Genomic DNA, 19,980 nt, shown 5'->3' on the forward strand with positions numbered 1-19,980 from the left:
CGATGGCAAAGCCGTCAGCACGCGTTATTCGTCCCGGGGGGATATGTCCGACACCGCCATCTGGCCCGCTCGCGTTATCGAGCGACACGGCCTCCGCATCGACGTGCACGCGCAACCTGCTGTGAACCTGGCTCTGGTCCATAATCGGGTGCCGCTGGTCACCGAAATCGCGGTGACGAACGAATCCGATCTGCCTCTTTCCGGGCTCCACTTGTCCGTTCGCCTACACGGCAGCGCCGGAGAACTGGCGCCCGAGTGGTCTCGGTCTCTGTCCGATGACTTGCCACCTGGACGCACTCACGTGTGGAACGACCTGGGCGACGTCATCCCCGATGTTGGGCACCTGAAGCTTCTCAACGAGAGCTATCCCGGCGCCATCGTCGTGTCGGCGGAACAACGGTTCAAGGACGACGTCGTTCATCGAATTCCGGTCCAAGTTCTCGCCCACAACGAGTGGTTTAACGCGCCGGTGTTCTATGACTCGCTGGCCGCTTTTGTTCAACCGAACACGCGAGCGGTCAGAAAGATCCTGGACGAGGCGTCGGAAATCCTGCAACAGCAGACGTCGAGCCCGTCCTTAGACGCATATCAGCGAGGGCCTGAGCGAGCTGCGCTCATCGCCGCGGCCGTCTACGAGGCACTCCGTGCTCGCGGCATCCGATACATCTCGCCCCCGGCGTCATTCGAAGACACGGGACAAAAGGTCCGGACCACCGCGCAAGTTCTCGACGAGCGCTTCGGCACCTGCGTCGATCTTGCCGTCACGTACGCGGCCTGCATCGAACAAACGGGGTTGCATCCGCTGATATGGCTCGTCGACGGGCACGCGTTCACCGGGTTCATGTTGCACGAGGAGTCGCTGGCGCACACCTCGCTCACCGAGACCAACACCATGGTGAACCTCTTCGAATCGCATCGGGCAATCGCGCTTGAGGCGCTCTTCTACGAACAGGGCCCGGAGGGCTCCTTCCGAGGCGCAGTTGAGGCTGCGCGCCGCCATTTCGCGAACCCGGCCACCCTTCGCGCCGTCATCGACGTATCGACTGCGCGCCGCGACGGCGTCCGCCCGTTACCGACGGCGTTCGACGACACACCCGAGAAAGAGGAAGTCGAGCAGACGGCACCCACTACCGCGCTGCTCGACCTTCCGCCTGAGCTCAAGGGACGTGCGACCGGTGACGCCGTCCTCGACATCGCCGACACGTCGCCGGCGCGTGTCAAGAAGTGGAAACGGTCGCTGCTCGACCTCAGTACGCGAAATCGCCTGCTGAATCTTCGCCAGTCAGCGCAGGTCGTCGACCTCGTGGTCCCGGCGCAGGGGCTGGCGATGCTCGACGATCTGGTCCACGACGGTAAGCGCGTTGCGCTCGCGGCGCACAACGACCTCAGCTCGATCTACCGGCTGCAGGGCGCTCGAACCGCCCAGGACATTGATCCCGCCTCGCTGCTGGAGACGCTGCAGAAGGAAAAGACTGCCTTCGTTGCGGTCGGCGAGGAGGCGTACGCGCGACGTTTCAAGCGACTGCAACGTGACGCGAGGACGCTGCTCGAGGAAACCGGAGCGTCGAACCTGTACCTGGCGTTCGGGTCGCTCGTCCACACCACGTCGACGGGCGCCGAGGCGCGGGCACCCCTGTTCCTGCTTCCCGTCCAGCTAGTGGGCGGTACCGGAAACAGTGCGTTTGAGATTCTCATCGACTCGACGAACGTAGCCACTTCGAACCATTGCCTTGTCGAGTGGTTGCGCCTCAAACACAACGTCAGCATCCCTGCACTCAGTAGTCCGCCGCTCGACGATTCCGGGATCGATATCGACGCAGCACTGGTAGCCATTCGCACCGGACTGGTCGAGAACCGCCTCCCCTTCCGGATCGACGAGACAGCTGTTCTCGCGATCTGTCAGTTCGGCACGTTCGGCATGTGGAAGGACCTCAGCGACGCCTGGGACATCCTGAGCCAGAGCCCGCTGGTTGATCATCTCACGCATCGTCCGGGCGAAAGCTTCGTCGACGGAGCCGCTGACGCTGTCGATCTCGACGGTGTCGAAGTCGACGAGACCGCTGAGCCGACGCCCATACACGCGGACGGGTCTCAGCTGCGTGCCGTCGAATTATCTGCGCAAGGGCGCACATTCGTCCTTGAGGGCCCTCCTGGTACCGGAAAATCGCAAACCATCACCAACCTGATCGCTCGCAACCTCTCCGCCGGTCGGTCCGTCCTCTTCGTCGCCGAGAAGCAAGCCGCTCTCGAGGTGGTCAAGAAGCGCCTCGACGCGATCGGGCTGAAGCCGTTTACCCTCGATCTCCACGGAAGGAATCAAAGCGTCGTCGAGGTTCGCAACCAGCTTCGCGAATCGATCGAGTTTCGCGCCGACTACAACGAGCGTGTCTGGGATGCCCGGCTTGCCGAATTTCGCTCCAAGCATGCCCCGCTGGCTGAGTATCCCGAGCGGATTCACTCTCGAAACGTGCTCGGTGACTCGCTGTGGACCGCGTGCGAGACGGTACTCTCGCTCGGCAGCGGTTCGACCGCCCTCATTTCCGACGCGCATCCTGCCGTTACGACTCCCGAACAGTTCACCGCGAATTGCGATGCGCTGCGTCTGTTCACCCGCACCGTGCGACCGGGAGACTGCCGGCCCAACAACCCGTGGAGCTTGGCCGGCGATCCGCAGGACGATGACTCGATCCGAGTCGCCGCCCGCGAGCTCGACGCGGCATTCGCAGCGTTGCAGTCGAACGCGACGGCGCTTGACGTGTTAACAAGTTGTGGCTCAGCAGAAGACGTCACACCACTGCTTGAGCGCGCAACCCGCGAGCTCACTGCTCCTTCGGTACCCAACGAAGAGTGGCGTCAATTCGCAACGGCCGACTGGGAGAGATTCGTTGCGGGGGTGCTGACTCAGACATCACAGCTGCAGGCGACGTGGGCCGGATTGATTTCGACGTTCAATCCAGTTTTTCTCGCCCGTGGTGACCATGCGGTGCTGGTGCAGCAGGCCTCGGAGGTGTCTCGCGGGCTGTTCGGGCGCAAGAAGCGGGAAGAGCAATTTGCCAGGAGCTTAGCCGGGGTGGTGTTGCCCAACGTGACGCTCACCGCCGAGGACGCGATTCCGCTGTTGAGTTCGGTGCCGAGTGCCCGAGATCACAGCGCGCACATGGAGGCGCAGATGCGCCAGGCGCTCGGCTCTTTGGCGCCAGCAGTTTGGGACCCCCTGGCGCCGAACGCGGTTCCGGACTTACAGCATCATTTGGAGTACATCCGGTCGTCCATCGAATTCTTGCGGCGGCATCCGCTGCAGTGGGGCATCCTTCGTTCGGGTGTGCGTGTCGACCAATCGGTGATCGACGTCTTGACTCGCGCGTTGAGGGCCTGGGATGGGTGGACGCGCGCCTTGGGTGCCGGGTCAACCTCCATAGTGGGTTGGCAAGGTAGTTCGACTTGGCTCGAAGCCTGGGCGCGCGACCATCAGTCGTGGATCGCGGAGCTCGACGAGCATGGCCCTGATTTGCCTCGACGCATCGCGCGGGCGTCGGCGGCCTTGGCCCGCTTGCGTCAGCCGGGCCTCGAAAGGTTCGTGGCAGGGCTGCTCGACGGCTCCATCGCAGCGTCACAAGCTGAGGTCGAGTATCGTGCCGGCGCGGCGCAAGCTTCGATGAGAGAGCGCCTCAAGGCTCATCACCTGGACGGATTTGATCCCCACGTGCGCAGCGGCGAAACAACCGACTTCAACGACGTCGCGACGGCGGTGCGGTGGGAGCAGAGTTCGGCGCTTCCCGCGCGGATCATGCGGCACCGCAACTTCCGGGTTGGTGAGCTCAAGGGCAAGATCGGAGAGTTGCGCCGCCAGCTGGATCTTCGACGCAAAGGCAAGAGCGTGCGACGGTTGATGGAGGACTACGGCTCCGAAATCATCTCTGCGACACCCTGCTTCTTCGTCAGCCCGGCGTCGCTCGCACAGTTCGTTCCGCCTGGCTCGGTGACTTTCGACCTCGTGGTGTTCGATGAAGCGTCGCAGATCACCGTCGCGCAGGCCATCGGAGCGCTGGGACGAGGGCGGTCGGCGATCGTCGTCGGTGACTCGCAGCAGATGCCACCGACGGCGTTCGGCCAGGTGACCACCAACCGAGATGACGAGGACGATGCCGACGATGAGGTGGTACCGGAGGACCTTGACAGCATCTTGACCGAATGCGTCGAGTCCAGTGTTCCGCGCATCTGGCTCAGTTGGCACTATCGCAGTCGCGACGAGTCGCTCATCGCTTTCTCGAACGAAAAGTACTACGAGGGCAAGCTCGCAAGTCTGCCTGCACCTGGCGGAAACCCAGCGACTGGTCTGGAGCTCCGCAGGGTTGACGGCCACTTCAATCGCGAGGACAAGAAGAAGGAGTTCCGAACCAACCGGGTCGAGGCCGAGGCGATCGTCGCCGAGATCCGGTCACTCGTTCACGCGCCCTCGGGTACTCAGCAGAGCATTGGTGTGGTCACGTTTAACCGTCAGCAACAGGAACTGATCCTGGACCTGCTCGAAGAGACCGGCGACCAACAGATCATCCATCTCCTCAAACCGGACACCGAGAACGGAATCTTCGTCAAGAACCTCGAGAACGTTCAGGGCGACGAGCGGGACGTCATCCTCTTCAGCACTGCGTTCTCGAAGCGCCCCGGTGAGGGGGCCATGCCGTTGAACTTCGGACCGCTCACGCGGTTCGGCGGGGAAAAGCGGCTCAACGTCGCCGTCACGCGCGCCCGCGCGAAGGTTATCGTGTTCTGCTCGTTCGATCCCAGCGACATCGAGCTGTCCCGTACACGATCGGTCGGAATGGCACACCTGAAGGCATATCTGGAAGCAGCCGCTGACGCTCCCGGTCACGGCGGTGTCACCTCGGTTACCGCAGAACAGCAGCCCGAGAAGATTCAAGAGACGATTGCCGCTGCGCTTCGTGAACGGGAACTCGACGTCGTGACCGATTACGGGCTTTCGGAGTTCGTCGTCGACATCGCGGTGCGTGAACCACAATCGCCGCACTGGCAGGTCGCTGTCATGCTGGACGGTCCGCGCTGGGCCCGCCGGACGACGGTCGCCGATCGTGAGATCACGCCCAGTCTGCTCGACTCGATGATGGGATGGGCTGCCTGCGAGCGGGTTTGGTTGCCAGAGTGGATCAAAGATCGCGACTCGGTGGTGAACCGGATTTGCGATGCCGTCGAGCAAGCCAACGTAGCTGAGGCTAAGCGAGCAGAAGAACAGGCTAAGCGAGCAGAAGAACAGGCTGGGCTCCTCGAGAAGCAACCGCTCGAGGCTATAGATCTTCCGGACACGCCGCCCGTTGAGACTTCTGTAGCGGAAGGCGGGCGCGTGCCGCACAACGAGAGTCCGGACCCTCTTGATGATCCGGTAGGGGTCGACGTGGTGCAGCCGGTCACCCACGTCGCGACATCGAACACGGCAATAGCGCCAACCGCAGGCAGCGGCACACAGGTGCCGTACGTGGCAGCACCAACGACTCCGGTCGGTAGCCGGGACGAGTTGGACCGTCCGCAGTGGGAGAGCGTCCGGACCAGGATCCAAGACGCAGTGCGTGAATCGATCGAGATTGAGGGGCCGATTGCGCTCAATCGACTGATTCGCAACGTTGTTCACCGATTCGGATTCGACCGCGCTGCGGCGAAACGACAGGAGATCGTCCGTCCGTTTGTCCCCGCAGACCTGATTCACGAGGATGAGCTGGGATCCTTCGTGTGGCCGAGCGACCTCGATCGACATGCGTGGACCGGATTCCGGACGACACCATCTGGCTTCGCCCGCCCACTCGACGAGATAGCCGGCGAGGAGATCATCAATGCTCTGGTGCACGCAGCGCGCAACGGCGTGTACGACCGGGAACAGCTGATGCGCGACACGCTGGCGTACTTCGATCAGTCGAGACTCACCAAACAATCCGCCGACCGACTGGAGCTGTGCATTGCGAAAGCGGAGCGGCTCGGCAAGTTGGTGAGGCGCGGCGCCGGATATGTCTCGGCTACATAGGGGTGGTCTGGACCTTGCGCGATCGGGCGAGAATTGGGGGAGGTAATTCGTGAAGTACGGTCGAGGCGATGACGAGTGGAATGACCTAGTCGACGCTGCAACCGAATACCTCATCGAGGTTGCCAGAGGTCGAAGCCTTACGACGTACACCGACCTCAGCACTGAACTCTCCAATCGAACCGGATACGCGAGGTTCGAATACGACTTGCCTCGCGATCAAGCGGCAATCGGCGCGCTGCTGGGAGAAGTGACGGACGGAACGCTCGATGAAGTTGGCGCCATGCTGTCGGCGCTCGTGGTTCAGAAGGGTACGGGCGACCCTGGGGAGGGCTTCTATCGCTTCGCGAGGAAGCTTGGCCTGCTGCACCCGGGAATCGAAAAGTTCGAGTTCTTCCAGGCGCAGGTTGCGTCCATTCACGCCAACTACAGCAACTGAAATGACATAGGTGGAGGAAGTCTTCGATTCTCGAGGTCCATGCTGTACCGGCCCGCGGAGGTGACCCGATGACCAAACGGTTTTTGCTGAGCTCGCGCCCGAGTGCGGCAGCCCACGCTAGATTATGGGTAGCGCAAAGGGGAAGCAGCACGTTGCAGTCGGCCGATCATGTTGAAACATTTCCGCTAACGCCGCGAATGAGAGCGTTGATCGCTGTGAGATGCGGGGGGTGTCTGTCGCAACACCTCGTCGCCAGCACCTCTGTACCTGGTAGGCCCCACGCAACGATCGTCAACTGGGGGAGCTCCCGGGCCGGGAGGGGAGTGAGATGGACGTTTTCCGAGTCCACCAAGACCTGATCGACGATTACAAGACCTTCACCACCAGCGCGGTCGTCCCGCGGGACCCCCGGATCAACCAGTACGTCGCCGATGAACTCGCCGAGGGCAAGCAATGGCCCGAACCGTGGCTCTCGCTGAATCCGACGTTCGCTTCCGGCGGCTCCATCGACGACTTGGTGGCGGAGGACCTCCTGCACCGCGAGTGCGCGAAAATCTTCCGGCCAAAAGCTGACCTGGCGGACCCAGGGGACCAGCCGATTACCCTGCACCGCCACCAGCGCGAGGCCATCAAGGCCGCACGCTCGGGCAAGAGCTATGTGCTCACCACCGGCACCGGTTCGGGAAAGTCGCTGGCCTACATCATCCCGATCGTCGACCGGGTGCTCCGCCAACAACCGCGTCAGGCCGGCGTCAAGGCGATCATCGTTTATCCGATGAACGCGCTGGCCAACAGCCAGGTGGGCGAACTCGAGAAGTTTCTGCGCTTCGGCTACGGCGAGGGCCACGAGCCAGTGACCTTCGCCCGCTACACCGGCCAGGAGCAGGGTGAGCGCCGCGAAGCCATTCTGCGGAACCCCCCCGACATCCTGCTTACCAACTACGTGATGCTCGAGTTGATGCTCACCCGGCCCGAGGAGCGACGAAAGCTCGTCGACGCCGCGACGGGCCTGCAGTTCCTGGTCCTCGACGAGCTGCACACCTACCGCGGCCGCCAAGGCGCCGACGTCGCCATGCTGGTCCGCCGGGTGCGTGACGCCTGCCAGTCACCGGCCATGCAGTGTGTTGGCACGTCGGCAACGATGGCCAGCGCCGGCACCGACGCCGACCAGCGCCGGGTTGTCGCCGACGTCGCGACCAGCCTGTTCGGCGCGGAGGTCACCGCCGACCGCGTCATCGGCGAAACACTCGACCACGCCACCACCGGCGATCCCGACGACACCCTGCAGCTGTCCCGCGAGGTTCAGGCCGGTGGGGCGCACGGCGACTACGAGGCCCTGGCCGGTTCGTCACTGGCATCCTGGATCGAAGCAACGTTCGGCCTTGCGATCGAACAGGATTCGGGCCGAGTAATTCGACAGCGTCCGGCTACGGTACGGGACTCCGCGGCACGCCTGGCGGGCCTCACCGGGCGCACCGTCGACCAGTGCGCCCAAGCGATCCGGCACACCCTGCTGGCCGGTTCGGCCGCCAGACACCCTGTCACCGCCCGACCGCTGTTCGCCTTCCGTCTGCACCAATTCCTCTCCAAGGGCGACACCGTGTACGTATCCCTGGAGAACGAAGCCCGGCGTCACATCACCTCGCAGTACCAGGTCGCGGTGCCTGACCGGCCCGACCACGTCCTGATGCCGTTGGCCTTCTGCCGGGAGTGCGGTCAGGAGTACCTGGTGGTCGCCCGGTCCGTCGAGGGTTCGGACGTGATCTACCGCCCGCGCCGCGACCGCGACGCCAGCGGAGGAGACCAGGCCAACGGCTACCTCTACATCTCCACCGATCAGCCGTGGCCGGCCGACCCCCTCCCGGAGGGGCGGTTGCCCGACTCGTGGCTGGCCGACGGGCAGGTCGCCGAACGCCGCCGCCCTTACCTGCCGCGCCGGGTCCGGGTCGACGTCGGCGGTACCGAGGTCAGCGGTGCAGGCATCGACGCGGCGTTCGTCCCGGCTCCGTTCCGGTTCTGCTTGCGTTGCAAGGTGTCCTACGAACAGGCCAGGGGAAGCGACTTCGCCAAACTGGCGACGCTGGACGCCGAAGGGCGAAGCTCCGCGGTGACTGTGCTCAGCACATCGATCGTGCGCTCACTGGACAGGATCCCGCCCGGCGAACTCAGCGAGGAGTCACGCAAACTCCTGACCTTCGTCGACAACCGCCAGGACGCGAGCCTGCAGGCCGGGCACTTTAACGACTTCGTCCAGATGGTCCAGCTTCGTGGCGCGGTCTACCGGGCGTTGCAGAAGGCCAGCCTCTACCACGACGACGTCGCCCAGCGTGTGGTCGAGAGCCTGGGTCTGCGATTCGAGGACTACGCCGCCAATCCGGAGGCGGTGTACGGCGCTCGGTCGTCAGCCGAGCGCGCATTCAAGGAGTTCATCGAGTACCGCCTGTACTCCGACCTCCAACGCGGCTGGCGGGTCACGATGCCCAACTTGGAGCAGACCGGGCTGCTGGTGGTGGACTACGACTCGCTGCCCGAAATCGCGGCCGACGACGCGCTGTGGGCCAAGGCCTACGACCCGCTGCGCAACGCCACCGCTATCCAGCGAAAAGAATTGTGCCAGATCGTGCTTGACGAGTTCCGGCGCGACCTGGCGGTGGCCATCGACTGTCTGACCGACGACGGCTTCGACCGGCTCAAGCGGCAGTCCGATCAGCACCTCCAGGGGCTGTGGTCGATTCCCCCGCACGAGCCACGGCCCCGGCCGGCGGTGGTGTCCACCCAAGCGGGCAGACCGGGCGCCCTGAGGTCGATCGCCCGCCTGACCGGCCGGACGGCGCTGGGACGCTACATCCGCGAATCCAGTGGCCTCACCCTGGGCGGTGACCAGATGGACACCGCCGACTCTCAGAAGGTGATCGAGGATCTCCTCGCCGTGCTCGACCGTGCGGGTCTGCTGACCATCGTCGACGTGGAGGGTCTGTCGGGACCGAACTACCGGCTGAAGGCTTCGGCGGTGATCTGGACGCGCGGCGACGGGGTCACCGGCGCACCCGATCCGCTGCGGAAGGGCTTCGACCCGGATCAGGGTACCCGGGTCAACCCCTTCTTCCTTGACCTGTACCGCACTACCGCACCCGAACTCGTCGGAATGTACGCCCGCGAACACACCGCTCAGGTGACCGCCGCGGACCGCGAGGAGCGTGAAAAGGCCTTTCGTAAAGGCGAATTGAAAGTTTTGTACTGCTCGCCCACGATGGAACTCGGTGTCGACATCGCGAGCCTGAACACCGTGGCGCTGCGCAACGTCCCGCCGACGCCCGCGAATTACGCGCAGCGCAGTGGACGTGCGGGCCGGTCGGGCCAACCCGCGCTGGTCACCACCTACTGTGCCACCGGTAACTCGCATGACCAGTACTACTTCCGGCGGTCGGTGGACATGGTCGCCGGCTCGGTCGCCCCGCCGCGCCTGGATCTGACCAATGAAGCCCTGCTCGCCTCCCACCTGCAGGCGCTGTGGCTGTCCGAGACCGGTGCCGACCTGCACTCGCGTATGCCTCAGCTGCTCGAACTTGAGGCTCCTGGGATGCCGTTGACATCGGATCTCGACAAGACCCTGCGCAACCCCGATGCGATCGGGCGGGCGACGCAACGGGCCGCCACGGTGATCGCCCCGCTCATCGAGGACCTTCAGCGCACGTCATGGTGGCATGAAGACTGGCCCGCCACCGTCATCGCGGCCGCACCGGACGAGTTCAACCGGGCGTGCGACCGCTGGCGGGAGCTGTACCAGGCCGCTCTCGACGACCAGGCCGAGCAGAACCGGATTGTGCTGGACGGCTCGGTCCGCAAGCAGGCACGGACTGCGGCCGAGGGGCGCCGGCGGGAGGCCGAGGGACAACTTCGGCTGCTGCGCAACGAGGATACCGACCGCACCCACTCCGACTTCTACACTTACCGCTACTTCGCCAGCGAGGGATTCCTGCCCGGGTACAGCTTTCCTCGGTTGCCGCTAGCCGCCTACATTCCGGGGGTGCGTCCGACACTCGGCAACCGAGCGGGCGGCGACTACCTGCAACGCCCGCGCTTCCTGGCGATCAGCGAATTCGGACCTGGCGCAATCATCTACCACGAGGGCGCGCGCTACGAGATCAAGCGCATCCAGGTCCCTATGAATACGGGCGGTATCGGCACGGTCGAGACCCAGGACGCCTACCGATGCGAGTCGTGCGGTTATCACCATGTGCGTCGCCCCGGCCTCGACGTGTGCGAGAACTGTGCAGCACCGCTGAGCGCGCCGCAGTACGGGTTGATGCGCATGCAGACGGTGTTCGCCCGCCGCCGCGAACGCATCTCGAGTGACGAAGAAGAGCGCCGCAGAGCGGGTTTCGAGTTGCGCACCTCCTACCGGTTCAGCGAGCACGGGCCGCGGTTGGGGCGCTCCGACGCCGCGCTGGGGGATGTCGAAGGTGGGCTGATGACCGTCAGTTACGGCGACACTGCGACGGTGCGTGTCACCAACGTCGGCCGTCGGCGGCGCAAGCATCCGGCAGACCTCGGGTATTGGCTCGACACCGTCAAGGGCAACTGGCTCTCGGAGCGGGACGCCGAAGACAGCACGCCCCAGGATGAATCGCTGGACGACGCCGCCGACGTGCCCACCAAGCAGAAGGTGATCCCCTACGTGGAGGACACCCGCAACATCCTGGTGGTCCGCCTTGACACCCCCGTCGCCGAGGAGGTGTCCACCAGTCTGCGCTACGCGCTGGAACGCGGCATCGAAGCCCAGTTCCAGCTTGAGGACTCCGAATTGTCCAGCGAGGCGCTGCCGGACAACGACGGACGCGGCCGAATGCTGTTCACCGAGTCGGCCGAGGGTGGCGCCGGTGTGTTGCGGCGGCTACACAGCGAACCGGGTGCCTTGGCGAGCGTCGCCGCTGCCGCATTGGAGATCATGCACTTCAGCGCCGACGGCACCGATCTGGGCAGGGCGGAGGGAGCCCGGGAACGGTGCGAGAAGGCGTGTTATGACTGCCTATTGTCGTACGGCAATCAGACCGACCATGCGGTGATCGACCGGCATGTGATCCGCGATCTGTTGTTGCGGCTCGCACGAGCGACGACGGTGCCGGCCATCGACGACGAGCCCCGCGCCGACAAGGTGTCAGAGCTCAAGGCGCAGTGTGACTCTGAGCTGCAACGCGCGTTTATCGACTTGCTGGTCCAGCATGAGTTCGCCCTCCCCGACAAACTCGGGCAACCGGTGGTCACGGCGACGGTGCGCCCCGACTTCGCCTTCAGTGCCGATGGATCGGCACTGGCGGTGTTCGTCGAGGAATCCGCCCCACCGGACGCTGAGGAAGTCGAGGAGATGTTCAACGATGCCGGCTGGTCGGTGCTGAGGCTTCATCCCGGCGAGGACTGGCTGGCTCGGGTGCGCGAGCACTCGTACGTATTCGGCGATGGAAGGGTCTAAACGCTGTGGGATTCGCCCCTGGGAATCTGGTCACGGCCCGCGGCCGCGAATGGGTGGTGCTGCCGGAGAGCACCGATGACTTTCTTGTGCTGCGGCCCATCGGCGGCATCGACGACGACATCGCCGGGGTGCTGGCCAGCGAGGGGGTCAGCCCGGCGTCGTTCCCGCCGCCGCGCGCGGAGGATCTCGGCGATCATTTGAGCGCGTCGTTGCTACGCAGCGCGCTGCGGATCGGGTTCCGCTCCACCGCAGGCCCGTTCCGATGCCTGGCCTCCATCGCCGTCGAGCCTCGCGCCTACCAGATGGTGCCGCTGATGATGGCGCTGCGCCAGGACGTCGTGCGCCTGCTGATTGCCGACGAACTTATGCGAAATTTTTGTGTCTCACGAGACACAATTTGCGCTCGGAAGCGAGCTCGCGGAGCGGTGATACACAGAGAAGGGGTCACTCGGTCGCGGCCAGGTAGTGCGCTCGGGCGTCCTGCAGTTCCTTCCAATGCTCCTCCAATCCAGTGAGGCTCGGACCAACCCCGAGAGTCGGTAGTGGTTGCGAATGAGCTGCGATAAATCTGCAAGCAGCCTCAAACACTCGCGTCACTACTTCGGATGCGGCAGGCAGCGCCCCTGCTTTGATCTCGCTCAGTGTGGTCATGCGAATGTTGGGTTGATAGCGCTGCGAGACGCCCTTCAATAGTTCTGTCTCAGTGAACACTTCGCACCAAGACCTAATCCAGCTGTAGCCATCCCGGACCAACGCGGCGCGAGCCTCGCCGTCTACAGCTCGCGCGGCCTCGATCGTCTTGTTGATGTTGGCCTTGAGGCTGCTGAGTGAATCCCAACGCGGGCCGGATGCGCGAGTCACCTTACCTTTCCCATCTTCATCGGTGACTTGGTAATAGACGCATCGTTTCGACGTTTCAAAAAGCGCTAGCAGAGTGATCGCAAAGAAAATGTCGTGAGTGAAGACGATGACCTGGTTGGCTTCCGCGAGGCCCGCAACTCGGCGGGCAACCTCGTCGATACGGCGATGGTCAAGGCTGGAGACGGGATCGTCGAAGATGATTGGGGCTGTGATGCCGGCCAACCGGGCTTCAGCGAGAAAGTCCGCAAGGGCTAGGACCTTCTGTTCCCCCTCAGACAAGATCTTCGATGGCCGATGCCTGCCGGCCAGGGTCTTTCGGCGGTGGGCGCGGCCTTGTCGGCCAACGAATTCGACCTTGAGCTCAGGAGCGCGGAGAGCATCGCACTCTTCGGCGAAAAGTTTGTCGAAGTTCTGATTGATGAGTTGGTCACTCGCAGCCGAGGAATAGTCAAATCCTGTGGATCGGGGGTCGTCAGGCGACCTCGGACACCGGAGTGTCGGGCGAGGGTTCCGGGGTGATGTCGACCGGCCGTTCGAGGAGCTTGCCCTTGTGGAACAGCGCGCCCGCTCGCACCAGTGCGACCAGCTGCGGTGCGTTGACCGCCCGCCACCGCGACTGCGCGGCCTCGATCAGCTTGTAGGCCATCGCCATCCCCGCCGCTCGTGAACCCGGACCCTTGGTCACCCTGGTCCGAAGCCGCACCGTCGCAAAAGTCGATTCGATCGGATTCGTCGTACGCAGATGCACCCAATGCTCGGCCGGATACCGAAAGTACTCGAGCAACACATCGGCGTCATCGACGATCTTCTTCACTGCCTTCGGATATTTCGCACCGTAGTCCTGTTCGAACGCCGCGATCGCGATCTGCGCCTTGTCGATGTCCTCGGCTCCGATGATCTCCTTCATCGCCGCCAACGCGCCGGGATGCGCGGACTTCGGGAGTGCTGCAAGGACGTTGGATTGCTTGTGGAACCAGCAGCGTTGTTCGCGGGTGTCGGGGAACACTTCCCGCAGTGCCTTCCAGAATCCCAGCGCGCCGTCCCCGATCGCGAGCACCGGGGCCCGCATTCCGCGGCGGCGGCAGTCCCGCAGCAGATCGGCCCAGCATTCGGTGGATTCGCGGTAGCCGTCGGCCAGGGCGACGAGTTCCTTACGTCCGTCGGCCCGCACCCCCAGCATGACCAGCAGACAGAGTTTCTCCTGCTCGAGCCGCACCTTCAGGTGGATGCCGTCGACCCACAGGTAGACGTAGTCGACTTGCGAGAGATCCCGCTGTCCGAAGGCTTTCGCCTCGTCCTGCCACTGCGCGGTCAGCCGGGTGATCGAGGCCGGCGACAGGCCGGCACCGGAGCCGAGGAACTGCTCGAGGGCGGGCCCGAAGTCGCTGGTCGACAGGCCGTGCAGGTACAGCAGCGGCAACACCTCGGACACTTGGGTGGACCTGCGGGCCCAGGCCGGCAGGATCGCCGACGAGAACCTCTTACGCTGGCCTGTCTCGGGATCGATGCGCTTGTCGTTGACCCGTGGCGCCTTCACCGTCACCGCACCGGCGGCGGTCATCACGTCGCGTTCGGTGTGGTAGCCGTTGCGTACGACGAGGCGGTGGCCGTTGTCGTCGACTTCACCGGCGTGCCGGGCGATGTAATCGGCGACCTCGGCCTGCAGGGCTGCGGCGAGCATCTGCCGGGCACCGTCGCGAACGATCTCATCGAGCAGCGACCGGCCTGCACCGGCGGCGTCGCCGGCCTCGTTCGGGGGTCGCGTCCGAAAGTGGGTGTAAAAGCACCGGTCGGTTCGCAGCTTCGTGGGTGAGCATACGGGCTGGGGAACTCAAGTGACAGGCTCTTGCAGCTTGAGCTGGTGGTGTTGGGGATAACGGCGAGCGGGTTCGGTAGCTTGCTGCGGATGCTTTGGCGCGCCCAGGGCTGATGCGTAGGGCCGAGAGATGCTCAGCTGGAGAGGGTTTGGGCGGCGTCGGTCAGTGCGTTGAACGCGGCGTCGAGGCGGTCTTGGCGGCGGCGGTTGGGTTCGTGGTTGGCTTCGGCGGCTACGAACCCGATAAGCTCTTCGAGGTCGTCGGCATTGGTCAGTAAGGCAGCGCCGTTTGGGTGGGCGCGCATGCCGTACACCAGTCGCTCACAGTCGGGGTCAAGCAGCATCAGGTCGCGTAACACGGCGGCGGTCGTGTCGCTGACGATGACCTCCTTGAGGTCGCCGGCAACGCTGGAGCGGCGGCGGCGCAGGTCGTATGGGGAGTCTGCCCAGTTGCTGATCACCCCCTCGTCGTCGCAGACGCTGCACGACCATCGGATCGGCGCCGCCGTCTCGGCCGAGGCGATAGCGATGGTCATCCGCCCGGGGCAGCGCCTGTGGGCGGGGCGGCGCCGACACGGCAATGCCGATACCCACCGATCACCGACCTGGCCGGCGGTGCCCGCCCGGACAATGTCGCCCAGGTGTTGTGCCAGGCGGCGCGCGGGACCGGAAGCGTCGTGCGGCATGTCGAGGAAGTGATGCAGATCGGCGACCAACACGTCGCCACACTGTACCGGCGCCACGTCGCGGTGTTCTTGGGTACCGATCCTCGGGGACGCTGCCTACGATCATGGGTCGTGATGCTGCGATGTACCGCCAAGGTGTTGGCGCTGCTGAGGGCGCCTGAGCCGGCCATCGGCCAAGCCTGCGCGACCGACTGGTATGCCCACCTGGTCTGGATCGACCGACGCAAATGCCTGCTGGTGACCCACGCCGGGACCTTGTTCTCGGTGTTCATGCCGAACGTCACCGCCGCCGGGTTGCGCCCGATCGGCCCGCCGGTCGTCTCGGCGATCCAGGCCGCGTTGCACGTCGAGGGTCTGCCCGCCGATACGCTCGGCGATCTTGATCCCCAGCAGGTGGCCGTGGCCAAGACCGCCGACCGCCGCATCCTGGGCACGATCAACGACCTGGCGTTCACCACCGAACACGTCATCGCCACCGCTGGCGGCCTGGCCCGCTGCGACATCGACGCGCTGCACCACGGCCTGCATCGCACCATCAACAGCATCACCGGCTACATCCCACCGATCGACCTGGTCACCGCCAGCCGTCACCGAAACTGAGCCTGCCAAAGCGACACGGAGTTGTTACGCGGTGGCCGAGATGGGATCTGCGGGGTTGGTGCCGTTACTCGTGGTGGACGGTGTCAGCCGCAGTTCACGGGGTGGGTCCAGCAGCGATCGACGTAGGTCGTGCAGCAATCGGGTACCGACCGGTGTCATGGACAGCCCGCGCCAACCGGCCGAGGCCCGGTCGAGCACCGCCCATACCAGGCTAACGGCGCTGGTCTCGCCGGGGAATCGGCCGATGACCTTGGTCCGACGCTTGGTCTCCCCAAAGGAGCGCTCAATAAAATTCGAATGTCGAACGCGCCCATGGTGTTCGACCGGGAACCGCAGATAGGCAGTCAACCCAGCTTTGTCGGTGAGCAGAATGCGCATCGCCGCCGGATAGAGGTCGAAGTATTTGGCGGCGAACGCCTCGATCCGCTTGTCGATGATCTCAACGAGCCCAGGCCCCGGTTCAACCGTCAGATCGGCGGTATCGAAGATGGCCCAGTAGCCGTCGCGGACCTCGGCTTGCATCCCGGCGGGAATCTTCGCGAGCACGTTGCGGAGTCGATGAATAAGACATCTCTGCCGCAACGCTTTTGGGAAAATTTGTTCGATGGCTGCGATCAGGCCCTTGGCGCCGTCAGAGACAACCAACAGTGGACAACCCAGGCCGCGATCGCCCAGATCAGTCAGGAAGTCGGCCCATGCGTCGGTCGACTCGCCGGTCCCGGGCGCCAACCCGACGAACACCGGCTTGCCCTCGGTGGTGATGCCCCAGGCGGCCAGCACCGGCTCGGCCGGCGACCCCGGATGCATCCGAAAGAAGCTGGCATCCAAGAACAGGTAATCCAGCGTGATCTCGTCAAGTCGACGACGCGCCCACGCCTGGTATTCGGCTCGGATCGCCTTGCACACTTCCGAGACCGTGGATTTGGAGATCGCGGCCTGGTCGCCAAGTGTTTCGGCGAGGGTGGCCTGCACGTCGCGCACCGATAACCCGCGTACGAACGAGGCAATCACCAGCGTCTCCAAGGCGTTGGTTCTCGTCACGTGCTTGCCGAACAACCGCGACGCAAACGCTGCGGTGGTGCCACGCAGCTTCGGCCGCTCCAACGTAACCGGCCCAGTGGTGGTTTTCACCGTCACCTGTCGATACCCGTTGCGCGAGCCGCCGTTAGCGTCGGGACAGGCAGCAGCGCGTTGGTAGCGTTCGCGACCGAGGAACTCGGTGACCTCAGCCTCCAGGGCCGCCTGCATCAACAGTTGAGCGCCCAGCCGGGCAACCTCTTCAAGGATCTCCGAAAGCTCCCGATCCTCGGCAAATAGGGCATCGATTCTGGTGCGGATGCGATCGACGGCTGATACTCGAACAGGCACGGGCGTGACTCCTTCTTCGCAGACTTGTGTTAAGACGGGGCTTCGGGTAGCGGGCGTGTAACGATCCGGTAGCACGTGCGCGGGGAGGCGGTAGCGCTCCGGCGTCGGGTTCGAGGATGTCTCCCGCCGCGGCCAAGGGCTGGTCGCTGGTGGAGAGGAACGTCGGCGATGACGGATTACCGGTTTGTGATGAGCCTGCTGGTGCAGGGGTATGCGTATAGGCAGATCGAGGCGATGCTGGGGTGCTCGCATCGCGCGATCGCGCGCGCCAGGCGGGTCCTCGACGAGGAGGGCTTCACGACGCGGGAGCAGGTCGACGGGCTGTCGCTGGAGAACATAGACCGGCTGTTCACCGATGGCCGCAAGAGCGTGGTCTGCGAGTTCGTCCCCGTCGACATCGAGCGGGTCGTCGCAGCCAGGCTGGGCCGGAACAAGCCGCCGTTGAAGGTGTTGTGGGCCCGCTATCTGGAGACTGATGCGGCGGCGGGCGCCCGGTTCTACGGGTATGAGCGGTTCTGCCAGATCGTCGCGGAGCATGTCCGGGTGAACGATCTGACCCTCCCAATCGCGCACGTTCCCGCGCATACGATGCAGGTCGACTGGGCGGGCACGCAGATGCGGCTTACCGACCCGGTCACGAGGGAGACGACGCGGGTGTCGGTGTTCGTCGCGTCGTTGCCGTTCTCGGGGATGGTGTTCGCTTACGGGTGTCTGGACGAGAAGCAGCCGGCCTGGTTGGACGCGCACCGCCGCGCGTTCGAGTACTTCGGCGGCGTCACCCAGGTCGTGATCCCGGACAATGCGTCGACCGCGTCGAACCAGATCTCCCGGACCGAGAAGGCCCGGGACGTGAACGCCTCCTATGCGGAGTTCCTGGAGTACTACGCCACCGCCGCCGTCCCGACCCGCTCGTATCGTCCCCGCGACAAGGGGCATGTCGAAGCCGGGGTGAAGGTCGTCACGAACTGGGTGATCCACTACCTCGAAGGCCGAGTGTTCGCGTCGCTGGACGAGCTGAACACCGCCGTCGCCGCCCAAGTCGAGGCGATCAACGACCGGACCCCGTTCCGGGGTGAGCAGCGGTCGCGCCGCGACTGGTTCACCGAGTCCGAGCGGGATGAGCTGATCTCGCTGCCGGCTCAGCGTTGGGAGCCGGTGATCTGGCGGAAGGCGAAGGTCCACCGGGATTGGCATATCCAGCTCGACACGATCAAGTACTCCGTCCCGTCCCGGTTCGCCGGTCTCAGCGTCGACGTCCGGGTCATCGGGGAGCAGATCGACGTGCTCTCCGGCGGGGAGATCATCGCGACCCACGTCCTGGGGTCGCGACGCAACGGGTATGTCACCGACCCCGAGCACGCGCCCGCACATGCCGACGCGGTGTCGGGGCTCTGGACGCGCGGGTACTTCCTCCGGCAGGCGTCGAAGGTCGGCCCCGGCACCGTGACCGTGCTGACCCGGCTGCTGGACGGGAGGGTGATCGAAGCGCAGGGCTACCGGTCCTGCATGAACATCCTCGACCTCGGCAGACGCGGCAGCCGGGTCCTGCTCGAGCAAGCCTGCCAGGGCTTGGTCGACGAGGACCCACACCGGCAGATCACCTACACCGCCGTCAAGAACCGCATCACCGCCCTCCGAGCCAGCGCCGACGCCCGTCCCTCCACCACCGACGGCGACATCCTCGGCGGCATCGTCGCATCGCCGACGGTCGGGGCGTCGGGTCGTCGGGACACCAGTCGGGCGCATCTGGCCGGCGCGGGAGCGTTCAGCCTCGACGCTCTGCGATCAGGCGGCGACCGGGCGGGAGGCGGTAAGTGATGTTGGATCAGCACCTCACCACCGATGACATGCCCCTGTTCACGAGGCTGCGGATGACCGCGTTCGGGGAAGCGGTGATCGACATCGCGAACGACCCGACCTACGACCAGTGGACGTTCTCACAGAAGATCCGCCACGCCCTCGAACAAGAGACCGCCGCCCGCACCGAACGCCGCGTCCTCAAGCTGCTCAAAGCATCCCGGACCCCGAACCCGGCAGCCTGCGTCGAAGACATCCACTACCTCGACGGGCGGAACCTGAACCGGGAACTCGTCGCCCGACTCGCGGCCTGCCGCTGGATCGACCAGACCCACAACCTCGTCATCCTCGGCAAATCCAGCGTCGGGAAGTCCTACCTCGCCCAAGCGCTCGTGAACGCCGCCTGCCGACGCGACTACACCGCACGCTACTACCGGCTCGACGACCTCGCGAACCAGCTCGCCGTCTACCACCGGCAAGACGCGCAACGCCTCGCGTTCCTCACCGGGCTGCATACCTGCGACCTGCTCGTGCTCGACGACTTCCTCACCACCCCGATCACCGGGGAAACCGCCGCGGAGCTACTGAACATCCTCGCCGCCCGCGAAGGACGCGGGTCGACGGTCGTGACCAGCCAATTCGACCCCGAGGACTGGTATCGATCACTACACGACGCGGTCATCGCGGAATCCATCCTGAACCGCATCGTCAGCAACGCCGAACTCGTCCAACTCGACGGCCCCAACATGCGCCGCCACGCCCACAGCGAAGCCACTGCCTGACCCCGGAAGCACGGGCGCGGACCGCTACCCCGTCGCCGCGCCCGCGCTACCGGATCACTACATCCGCGCTACCCAAAACTCCGGCTAAACAGACTTGCAGGTCGTGAAGCGGAACCTACGCCCGTGCTCCGTA

General features: G+C 64.8%; 10 protein-coding genes. 6 read left to right on the forward strand and 4 right to left on the reverse strand.

The window, feature by feature from the left end; translation table 11 throughout:
• Positions 1-43: 43 nt before the first annotated feature.
• The 3 genes from KXD98_RS03545 to KXD98_RS03555 all read left to right on the forward strand — a co-directional run bounded on the left by KXD98_RS03545 (position 44) and on the right by KXD98_RS03555 (position 11,937).
• Positions 44-6,031, forward strand: a complete 5,988-nt coding sequence (locus KXD98_RS03545) for a DUF4011 domain-containing protein (RefSeq protein ID WP_260761907.1) — start codon at positions 44-46, stop codon at positions 6,029-6,031.
• A 49-nt stretch (positions 6,032-6,080) separates the two neighbouring features.
• Complete coding sequence (locus KXD98_RS03550) at positions 6,081-6,467, forward strand: hypothetical protein (RefSeq protein ID WP_260761908.1); 387 nt, start codon at positions 6,081-6,083, stop codon at positions 6,465-6,467.
• Positions 6,468-6,795: 328 nt separating this feature from the next.
• A complete protein-coding gene (locus tag KXD98_RS03555; protein WP_260761909.1) occupies positions 6,796-11,937 on the forward strand; it encodes a DEAD/DEAH box helicase in 5,142 nt (1,713 codons plus the stop codon).
• A 444-nt stretch (positions 11,938-12,381) separates the two neighbouring features.
• Here the strand turns inward: KXD98_RS03555 and KXD98_RS03560 are convergent, their stop codons facing one another.
• The 3 genes from KXD98_RS03560 to KXD98_RS03570 all read right to left on the reverse strand — a co-directional run bounded on the left by KXD98_RS03560 (position 12,382) and on the right by KXD98_RS03570 (position 15,150).
• Complete coding sequence (locus tag KXD98_RS03560) at positions 12,382-13,020, reverse strand: hypothetical protein (protein ID WP_260761910.1); 639 nt, start codon at positions 13,018-13,020, stop codon at positions 12,382-12,384.
• 250 nt (positions 13,021-13,270) lie between these two features.
• Positions 13,271-14,515 (reverse strand): IS256 family transposase, encoded by a 1,245-nt coding sequence (locus KXD98_RS03565; protein ID WP_081284802.1) that lies wholly within the window; start codon positions 14,513-14,515, stop codon positions 13,271-13,273.
• Positions 14,516-14,748: 233 nt separating this feature from the next.
• Positions 14,749-15,150 carry a hypothetical protein gene (locus KXD98_RS03570; RefSeq protein WP_019348132.1) on the reverse strand — a complete coding sequence of 134 codons (402 nt, stop codon included), beginning with the start codon at positions 15,148-15,150 and terminating at the stop codon, positions 14,749-14,751.
• A gap of 18 nt (positions 15,151-15,168) precedes the next feature.
• Between KXD98_RS03570 and KXD98_RS03575 the strand changes: the two genes are divergently transcribed.
• Entirely contained in the window at positions 15,169-15,900 is a 732-nt protein-coding gene (locus KXD98_RS03575; RefSeq protein ID WP_019348133.1) for a DUF6933 domain-containing protein, read from the forward strand.
• Between the two features lie 24 nt (positions 15,901-15,924).
• Here the strand turns inward: KXD98_RS03575 and KXD98_RS03580 are convergent, their stop codons facing one another.
• Entirely contained in the window at positions 15,925-17,520 is a 1,596-nt protein-coding gene (locus KXD98_RS03580) for an IS256 family transposase (protein ID WP_260761911.1), read from the reverse strand.
• Here KXD98_RS03580 and istA point away from each other — a divergent pair.
• Together istA and KXD98_RS03590 are read left to right on the forward strand one after the other, a co-directional pair.
• Positions 17,458-19,086 (forward strand): IS21 family transposase, encoded by a 1,629-nt coding sequence (gene istA / locus KXD98_RS03585; RefSeq protein ID WP_197508292.1) that lies wholly within the window; start codon positions 17,458-17,460, stop codon positions 19,084-19,086. The two genes, KXD98_RS03580 and istA, sit on opposite strands and share 63 nt — an antisense overlap.
• Positions 19,086-19,847, forward strand: a complete 762-nt coding sequence (locus KXD98_RS03590) for an ATP-binding protein (protein WP_065069457.1) — start codon at positions 19,086-19,088, stop codon at positions 19,845-19,847. The genes istA and KXD98_RS03590 overlap by 1 nt, the downstream gene beginning before the upstream one ends.
• Positions 19,848-19,980: the final 133 nt, after the last annotated feature.

Origin of the sequence: Mycobacterium sp. SMC-4 (assembly GCF_025263265.1) — a bacterium.
Taxonomy (GTDB): domain Bacteria; phylum Actinomycetota; class Actinomycetes; order Mycobacteriales; family Mycobacteriaceae; genus Mycobacterium.